Source organism: uncultured Thiodictyon sp., from assembly GCF_903828115.1.
GTDB lineage: Bacteria > Pseudomonadota > Gammaproteobacteria > Chromatiales > Chromatiaceae > Thiodictyon.
The window spans coordinates 1-8,439 of sequence record NZ_CAIKKU010000662.1; the positions used below are offsets into that span (position 1 = coordinate 1).

An 8,439-nucleotide genomic window follows, 5' to 3' on the forward strand; every position below is an offset into this window, starting at 1 on the left:
CGATGCTCGCGCCGAACGGGGTATGTCCCTTCAACCGCGGCGGGTCGGGGCCTTCGCCCCCGCCCCGGGGGTTATTGCGTCGCCAGCCGTTGGTGGGAGCCCGCCGGCGCGGGAAAACGTTTCGGACGGGGCGAATGCCCCGTCCGGCTTGGTAGCCGGGACAACGTTTCGGACGCAGCGCACGCCCCATCCGGCGTTGTCGCCGGGACAACGTCTCGGATGCGGCGCATGCCCTATCCGGCTTTGCGTCCAACTACTTGAGAACCTGCCCAGCGGCCGACTTCTCAAGCCGCTTGAGCCAGACCTCCAACCCCTGCGCATTGAGCTCGGTATCGAGCGCGAGCAGTTCGATGATGCGCCCGTGGTCCATGTCCACCCCGTGGGCGCGGGCATTGGCGACCAGGTGCCGGGAGACCGCCTCCTTGAGCCGCACGGCGCGTCCGGCGTCGTCGCGGTCCTGCTCGGCGAGCGCAATGGCGGCCAGAGCGCGGATGCTCTCGCGCAGTCCATCCACCAGGGTTTCGGGGGCATCGACGCGGCCGTAGTGGGTCAGGTACATGGCCGTCGGCTGGAAGGCCATGAGCTTGTCCAGGGTGGTCAGCCAGCTCTCCGGGTCGAAGGCGACCGGGGTGGTGGGGGCGAAGAGCCAGGGGGCGGCGGCCTGGTCGAACTCGCGGTAGGAGATGCCGAAGGTGTCGCCGGTGAAAAAGCCGCGGGTGCGCTGGTCGTAGATGCAGCCGTGGTGGTTGGCGTGGCCGGGGGTGTCGATGAAGGTCAGGGTGCGCCCGGCGAGGTCGAATTCCTGGCCGTCCGCGGCGATGATCATGCGCGCCGCCGGCACCGGGAGCAGGTGCCCATAGTCGCGCGCGAAACCCTCGGCCCCATAGACCGCGCTGGCCCCGGCGATCAGGCGGGCGGGGTCGAGCATGTGGGGCGCCCCCTTGGGGTGGATGACCAACTGGGCCCCGGGGCAGGCGGCGATCAGGTCGCCGGAGCCGCCGGCGTGGTCCAGGTGGACATGGGTCGGCATCACAAAGTCCACATGGCCGGGGGTAAGCCCGAGTTCGCCGATGAACTGGAGCAGGCGCGGCACCGTGTGGGCGGTGCCGGTCTCGACCAGGGCGAGGCGATCGTGGGAGCGCACCAGATAACAGGCGGCGAGCCCGTGGCGATAGAGTCCGGTCTCGATGCGGAAGACCTGATCGGCGACTTCCAGGATGGCGGGGGACGACATGGCGGCTCCTTCGGGGTGAGGGTTGGGTCAGGCCGGAGATTCTAAATCGGGGCGACGTGCGGTAGCGCACCGCGCCCTGGATTTTTGTATCATCGGGCGCACAATGAATCTTGAGTATAGAAAAAACCCGGAGGACCGACCATGAACGAAGCCACCATCGGCACCCTGTCTCAACTCAACGCGGCGCCGCGCGAGCGCGTCGACGTCGACGTCAACATCAACGCGATCACCCTGGAGCAACCCTGGGAATGGCTCCGCAAGGGCTGGGCGGACCTGCGCCGCGCCCCCGTATTCAGCCTGACCTACGGGGCCGTCTTCGTCGCCGTCAGCCTGCTCATGACCCTGGGGCTGCTGGCCGACGGTCTGTTCTTCATCGTCCCGGTGCTGGCCGCCGGCTTCTTCCTGGTCGCGCCCATGCTCGGGATCGGGCTCTACCAGATCAGTGCGAATCTGGAGGCGGGCGCGCCGGTGCATTTCTGCCAGGTGCGGGAGGCGTGGCGGCGCAACGCGGTCCAACTCGCGGCCATGGCCCTGGTGCTGGTGTTTATGATGCTGGTGTGGATGCTCGCCGCGATCCTGGTGTTCGCCCTGTTCTTCGACAACCCGGTGCCGACCTGGGAGCGCTTTATCCCGACCGTCTTTCTGTCCGGGGAGAACAACACCTTCGTCCTGGCCGGGGTCCTGGTCGGCGGCGTGATCGCCGTCTTCACCTTCGCCATCAGCGCGGTGACCGTGCCCATGCTGATGGACCGTCCGGCGGTGGACGTGATGACCGCCATGCGCACCAGTGTCGCGGCGGTGCGGCGCAACTGGCAGCCGATGGGCCTGTGGGCGGCGCTCATCGTGCTGTTCGTGGGGCTCGGCATCCTCACCTGGTTCATCGGTCTGCTGATCGCCATGCCCCTGGTCGGCCACGGTACCTGGCACGCTTATCGGGACCTGGTGGCGCGGGACTGAAAGATAGGCATCGTTGTCGTTGTCGTTGTCGTTGTCGTAATCGTAGTCGGAGAAGCGACGCACTTTGGGGTGCGAGAGAATCCGGGGCGCTACGATAACCTCGATTACGACAACGACAACGAAACTGGCGCTACACGCAGTCTTGGGGGTCGAAGGTGTAGCCGAGCATCTGGATATCGCGCTGGAAGTGGCGGGCGATCAGGTCGGCGGTCTCGTCGGTGTAGTAGCTTCGGTAGTCGTTGGAGCGGTCGGTCGCCGCTCGGGCGTGGGGCAGGGTGGGGGCAGGGATGCCGATGCGGGCGCAGGCGGTCGCAAAATCCGCGTGCAGGTGCTCGTAGCGGCCGATGAAGTCGACTGCCAGGTTGCCGTGCAGGTCGATCAGATAGTCGCTCTGCCACTCGATGGAGGTATCCAGGTGGTACTGGTAAGGGCGTTGCGGGTCCAGCTTCCAGCGCAGGAAGTCTGCGAAGGTTTCATGCCCGTCCAAGAACTGGGGCCGCTCCCGGCGGATGTGGTGGAAGGAGCTGACCTGCAGGTCCCAGGGGTTGCGCACAAAGGCGAATTTGAAGAGTTCATCGAAGAACTCCTTGGGCAGCATCTCCTTCGCGGCCACGACCTTGGCGTGGCGCGGGAACTTGCTGCCGAGACGGTGACCGCTCAGGTGACTGAAGCGGCTGCACAGGAACATGGGCCAGTACCAGGGGTCGGCCCAGCGCCGCCGCTCCAGGGCGGCGCGCACGCTGGTGCCGCCGGTCTTGGCGATATGGACGAAGAGGAAGCGGTGTTTGATGGAAAGCAGCATGGTGTGGATTCTATCCGAGCCGCACGCCGGGTGCCTACGCCCACCGCTGCCCTTTCTTGCATAATCACGGCGTGGACCCACGGCTCAACGACTTCCTGTCCCGCGCCCTCCTGCTCGACCTGGAGACCGGCCCCAATGGGGCCCTGCACAAGATCGGCGCGGTGCGCGACGGGGCGACCTTCCTGCGGCAGGGGCGCTTCGACGAGCGGGCGGCGCTAGCCGATCTGGACCGCTTCGCCGCCGGTGCCGAGCTGGTCCTGGGCCACAATCTGCTGGGTCATGACCTGCACTGCCTGCGCGCCCGGCAACCGGCCCTGGCGCTGCTCCAGCGGCGGGTGGTCGACACCCTCTTTCTGTCCCCCCTGGCCTTTCCGGAGAACCCCTATCACCGTCTGGTGAAGGACTACAAGCTGGTGCGCGACACGGTGGCGGACCCGGTGGCGGACTGCCGCCTGGCGGAGCTGGTGTTCCGGGAGCAGTGGGGGGAATTCGCCCGCCGCGCCCTGGGCGGGGAGGCGGGGCTGCTCGCCATCTATCGCTTCTGTTTCCGCGGGGCGTCGGGGCTGGAGTCGGCGGCCACCGGGGGCACGGGCGTCTCGCTGGTGTTCGCCGCACTCGGGGTGGACCTGCCGGACGTGCCCGGGGTCCTGGACCTGCTGCGCGGGTGCTGGGATGGGCGGGTCTGCAAGGGCGCGGCCCAGACCCAGGCCTTGCGCTACCTGAGCGACCCGCACCTGCGCCCGGCCCTGGCCTATGCGACCGCCTGGCTCCAGGTGGCGGAGGGCCGCTCGGTGCTGCCGCCCTGGGTCAAACACCGGTTTCCCGCGACCATGGCCCTGCTGCACGCACTGCGCGACCTGCCCTGCGCCGCGCCGGATTGTCCGTGGTGCCGGACCACCCATGACCCGCTGGGCCAGCTCAAGCGCTGGTTCGGCCTGGACCAGTTCCGCCCGGAGCCCAAGGACAGCGACGGCGGCAGCCTCCAGGGGGCCATCTGCGCCCATGGCATGACGGAGGGCTCGCACCTCGCCATCCTGCCCACCGGCGGCGGCAAGTCGCTGTGCTTCCAGTTGCCGGCCCTGGTCCGCTACCTGCGCCGCGGCAGCCTCACCGTCGTCATCTCGCCGCTCCAGGCACTGATGAAGGACCAGGTCGACAACCTGGTGCGCAAGACCGGGAGCATCCAGGCCGCTGCCCTCTATGGGCTGCTGACCGCGCCCGAGCGCGGTGAGGTGCTGGAGCGGGTCCGTCTGGGCGAGATCGCCATCCTCTATGTGTCGCCGGAGCAGTTGCGCAACCTCTCCTTCCGGCGGGTGCTGGAGTCCCGGGAGATCGGCTGCTGGGTCTTCGACGAGGCGCATTGTCTGTCCAAGTGGGGCCACGACTTCCGGCCCGATTATCTCTATGCCGCCCGCTTCATCCATGAACTGGCCGGGCGCCAGGGGGTACCGGTACCCCCCATCGCCTGTTTCACGGCGACCGCCAAGACCGACGTGATCGCGGAGGTCCTGGCGCACTTTCGGGCCGAACTGGGGTTGGACCTGCGGCTCTTTCAGGGCGGGGTGGCGCGCGACAACCTGATCTTCGAGGTCCAGCCGACGCGCCGGCAGGAGAAGGAGGCACGGCTGCACGCGGTCCTGTCCGCGGACCTGGGCGCACCGGGGACGCCTGAGCGGACCGGGGGCGGCGCGGCGGTGGTCTATGCCGCGACCCGCAAACGGGTCGAGGAACTGGCGGCCTTCCTGACCCGCCAGGGCTGGGCGGCGGCCGCCTTCCACGCCGGGCTCGCCGCCCCCGAGAAGCGCCGCGTCCAAGACGCCTTCATCCAGGGGGACCTCCAGGTGGTCTGCGCCACCAACGCCTTCGGCATGGGCGTGGACAAGGAGGACGTGCGCCTGGTGGTCCATGTGGATATCCCCGGCTCGCTGGAGAACTATGTCCAGGAGGCCGGGCGCGCCGGGCGCGACCGGGCGCCGGCCCGCTGCGTGCTGTTGTACGACGAGCAGGACACCGAGGGGCAGTTCCGGCTCGCGGCCGGCTCCCAGCTCTCGCGCGCCGACATCGCCGAGATCCTGCGCGGCCTGCGCCGGGCGCGCCGCGACCAGGACGACTGTGTGGTCCTGACCGCCGGTGAGCTGCTGCACGACGGCGACCTGCGGGTGGGCTTCGACGCCGAGGGCCGGGACTCCGACACCCGCGTGCGCACTGCCGTCGCCTGGCTGGAGCGCGCCGGGTTCGTCGAGCGCAACGAAAACCGCACCCGTGTCTTCCAGGGGCGCCCGGCGGTCGCGAACCGGGAGGAAGCCGAGCGGCGCATCGCGGACCTGGGGCTCTCCGCGCAGCAGCGCGAGCGCTGGCTGGCGGTGCTGGATGCGCTCTTCAACTGCGAGCCGGACCAGGGCCTGACCGCCGATGAACTGGCCCAACTGCCCGCCCTGCGCCCACCCGAGGGCGCGGCCCCGGCCTGGGATCGCGGTGAGACCGCCGGTCAGCGGGTGCTGCGCACACTCTACGACATGGCCAAGGGCGGCCTGCTGCACCAGGGGCCCCAGCAGAGCGCCTTCATCCGCTACAAGGTCGCCAACCCCTCAACCAAGCTGCTGGAGCAGGTCTGCACCGTGGAGCGGGCCATGCTCGCCGCCCTGCGCGAGGAGGCCCCGGACGCGGACGATCACGGCTGGTATCCGCTCTCGATCCGGCGCCTCAACCAGCGCCTGTGTGATCAGGGGGTGGACAGTAACCCGGGCCTGCTGTGCGACCTGCTGGGCAGCCTGGCCCGCGACGGGCGCGGGCTGGCCGGGGCGCGGGGGAGCCTGGAACTGCGCCAGCGCGAACGGGACCACTATCTGGTGCGGCTGCACCGCGACTGGTCGACCCTGGATGGGCTCGCCCAGCGGCGCCAGGGGATCGCCGCCGTGCTGCTCCAGGCGCTCATCGCCAAGATCCCGCCGCAGGCCCCGGCGGGCGCCGAGGTCCTGGTCGGCTTCGGGCTCGACGAGCTGACGACGGCCCTGCAAGGTGACCTGACCCTGGCCGGCAATCTGCCCGACCCCCTGGCGGCGGTGGAGCGGGGGCTCTTGTTTCTGCACGACCACGGGGTCATCGTCCTGCAGGGCGGCGTGGGGGTGTTCCGTCAGGCCATGACCATCCGCGTCCTGCCGGAGGCCAAGGGCAAGCCCTACAGCAAGGGTCACTATGCACCGTTGGCCCAGCACTATGGGGAGCGGGTCTTTCAGATCCATGTGATGGACGTCTATGCCCGCCTGGGGATGGAGAAGATCGCCCAGGCGATCGGGCTGGTCGTCGCCTATTTCACCCTGGAGCGCCCGGCCTTCGTGCGCCGCTATTTCCCGGACCGGCAGGAGGTCGTGGAGCGGGCGACCACGGCGGAATCCTTCCGGCGCATCGTCGAGTCCCTGGACAACCCGGAGCAGATCGCCATCGTGGCCGCGGAGCCGGAGACCAACCGCCTGGTCCTGGCCGGCCCCGGCTCCGGCAAGACGCGGGTCATCGTCCACCGCTGCGCCTATCTGCTGCGGGTCCTGCGGGTGGAGCCCCGGGCCATCCTGATCCTGTGCTACAACCGCAATGCGGCGCTGGAACTGCGCCGCCGCCTGGCGGTGCTGGTGGGGGACGAGGCCCGCGGGGTCGTGATCCAGACCTACCACGGGTTCGCCATGCGCCTGACCGGCCGGTCCTTTGCCGAGCGCGCCCAGCGCGGCGCCGAGGGCGACCAGAACGACTTCAGCGGGCTCATCCAGGCCGCCCTGGCCCTGCTGGAAGGGCGGACCGAACTCCCGGGGCTGGAACCGGACGCACTGCGCGACCGACTGCTGGCGGGTTATCGGCACATCCTGGTGGACGAGTATCAGGACATCGACGCGGAGCAGTACCGGCTGGTCGCCGCGGTCGCCGGGCGCACCCTGGCCGCGGACGAGGGGCGCCTGACCCTGCTCGCCGTGGGTGACGACGACCAGAACATCTACGCCTTTCGCGGGGCGAGCGTGGACTTCATCCGCCGCTTCAAGGACGACTATCAGGCGCAGATTCACTACCTGATCGAGAATTACCGTTCCAGCGGTCACCTCATCGCCGCCGCCAACGCACTGATCGCCCACAACCGGGAGCGGATGAAGACCGGCCAGCCGGGCCGCATCGATCGGCGCCGCCGCCGCGAGCCGCCCGGCGGGCGCTGGGAGGCGCTGGACCCACGGGGGCGCGGCCGGGTGGAGGTCCTCGAGTTGCCCGACCCAGGCCGTCAGGCCGCCGCCCTGGTTGACCTGATGCAGCGTCGGCGCGCCCTGGGCGGCGGGGACTGGTCCGCGTTTGCCGTGCTCGCCTACCGTCACGAGACCCTGCACCCGATCCGGGCCCTGTGCGAGGCCGCGGGCATTCCGGTCGCCTGGCGCGGCGACCTGCCGCCCCTGCACCGGGTGCGGGAGATCGCCGCCTTCCTGGACGGGCTCGCCGCCCTGGGACACGCGCCCTGCACGGCCGCCGACCTCGCCGCCCGGCTGCTTCCGGGGGAATCCGCCTGGCGGCAACCGCTCCTGGACCTGATCGACGACTGGCGGGGGGAGGCGGGCGAGGGCGCCGTCGCCGCCTCCCGCATCCTCGAATTCTGCTACGAGACCCTAGGCGAGCAACGGCGCGACCGCGGCCTGGGCGACGGCGTGCTGCTTTCCACCCTGCACGGGGCCAAGGGCCTGGAGTTCCCCCACGTCCTGATCGCCGACGGCCCCGGCGGCGGCGCGCCCGGCCGGGACGATCCGCAGGAGGCACGGCGGCTCTACTATGTCGGCATGACCCGCGCCCGGGAGACCCTCACGCTCGGGCGGCTGCCGGGGGGCGCCAACCCGGCGCCGCACCTGTTCGAGGGCGACTGGCTGCTGCACACCAGGGTCGAGATCGCCGCCCCGCCCGCCGCCATCGTCACGCGCCGCTATGAACTCCTGAGCCCCGCCGCCATCGACCTGGGCTATGCCGGCCGTCAGGCGCCCGGGGACCCGATCCACGGGCGCCTCGCGGCACTTGCCACCGGCGCTGCGCTGCAACTGCGGGCCCAAGGCGATTCGGTCCTGCTCTGCGACGCGCGCGGCGGGCCCGTGAGTCGGCTCTCCCGCCGCGCCGCCGCCGACTGGCTGCCGCGCCTGCCCGCCATCGAGTCCGCGCGGGTGGTTGCCCTGCTGCGGCGGCGCCGCGACGACGGGGAGGCCGAGTATCGCGACACCTGTCGCGTGGAGACCTGGGAATATCCACTGGTGGAACTGGTGTGGCGGCCCGCGGGGGCGCAACGGCCTTGATCATCGCCGCGGCCACCGGGAGCGCCGCACCCCAGTGCGGCGCGGCCTCTCCGCCACACGCAACGCCGCGGTCGCGTGCGAGATCACGCCGCACTGGGGTGCGGCGCTCCCAGTGTGTGCTGGCTCCCACGCTCCGGCGTCAC

General features: G+C 70.3%; 4 protein-coding genes. 2 read left to right on the plus strand and 2 right to left on the minus strand.

Annotated features, from left to right (window positions below; translation table 11 throughout):
• Positions 1-253 precede the first annotated feature (253 nt).
• Positions 254-1,234 (minus strand): MBL fold metallo-hydrolase, encoded by a 981-nt coding sequence (locus QZY48_RS24945; RefSeq protein ID WP_295436153.1) that lies wholly within the window; start codon positions 1,232-1,234, stop codon positions 254-256.
• A 141-nt stretch (positions 1,235-1,375) separates the two neighbouring features.
• Here QZY48_RS24945 and QZY48_RS24950 point away from each other — a divergent pair, with 141 nt between their 5' ends.
• The gene (locus tag QZY48_RS24950) at positions 1,376-2,191 is read left to right on the plus strand and encodes a DUF2189 domain-containing protein (protein WP_295436155.1); all 816 of its coding nucleotides are present in this window, start codon (positions 1,376-1,378) and stop codon (positions 2,189-2,191) included.
• 130 nt (positions 2,192-2,321) lie between these two features.
• Here the strand turns inward: QZY48_RS24950 and QZY48_RS24955 are convergent, their stop codons facing one another.
• Positions 2,322-2,993, minus strand: a complete 672-nt coding sequence (locus QZY48_RS24955; RefSeq protein ID WP_295436157.1) for a sulfotransferase family 2 domain-containing protein — start codon at positions 2,991-2,993, stop codon at positions 2,322-2,324.
• A gap of 56 nt (positions 2,994-3,049) precedes the next feature.
• Here QZY48_RS24955 and QZY48_RS24960 point away from each other — a divergent pair, with 56 nt between their 5' ends.
• Positions 3,050-8,296, plus strand: coding sequence for a RecQ family ATP-dependent DNA helicase (locus tag QZY48_RS24960; protein ID WP_295436159.1), 5,247 nt, complete (start codon positions 3,050-3,052; stop codon positions 8,294-8,296).
• Positions 8,297-8,439: the final 143 nt, after the last annotated feature.

What these genes read in the sequence shown, in the direction of transcription:
- QZY48_RS24945 (WP_295436153.1), bottom strand. Translation starts at nt 1,234, where the DNA reads ATGTCGTCCCCCGCCATCCTGGAAGTCGCCGATCAGGTCTTCCGCATC.
- QZY48_RS24950 (WP_295436155.1), top strand. Translation starts at nt 1,376, where the DNA reads ATGAACGAAGCCACCATCGGCACCCTGTCTCAACTCAACGCGGCGCCG.
- QZY48_RS24955 (WP_295436157.1), bottom strand. Translation starts at nt 2,993, where the DNA reads ATGCTGCTTTCCATCAAACACCGCTTCCTCTTCGTCCATATCGCCAAG.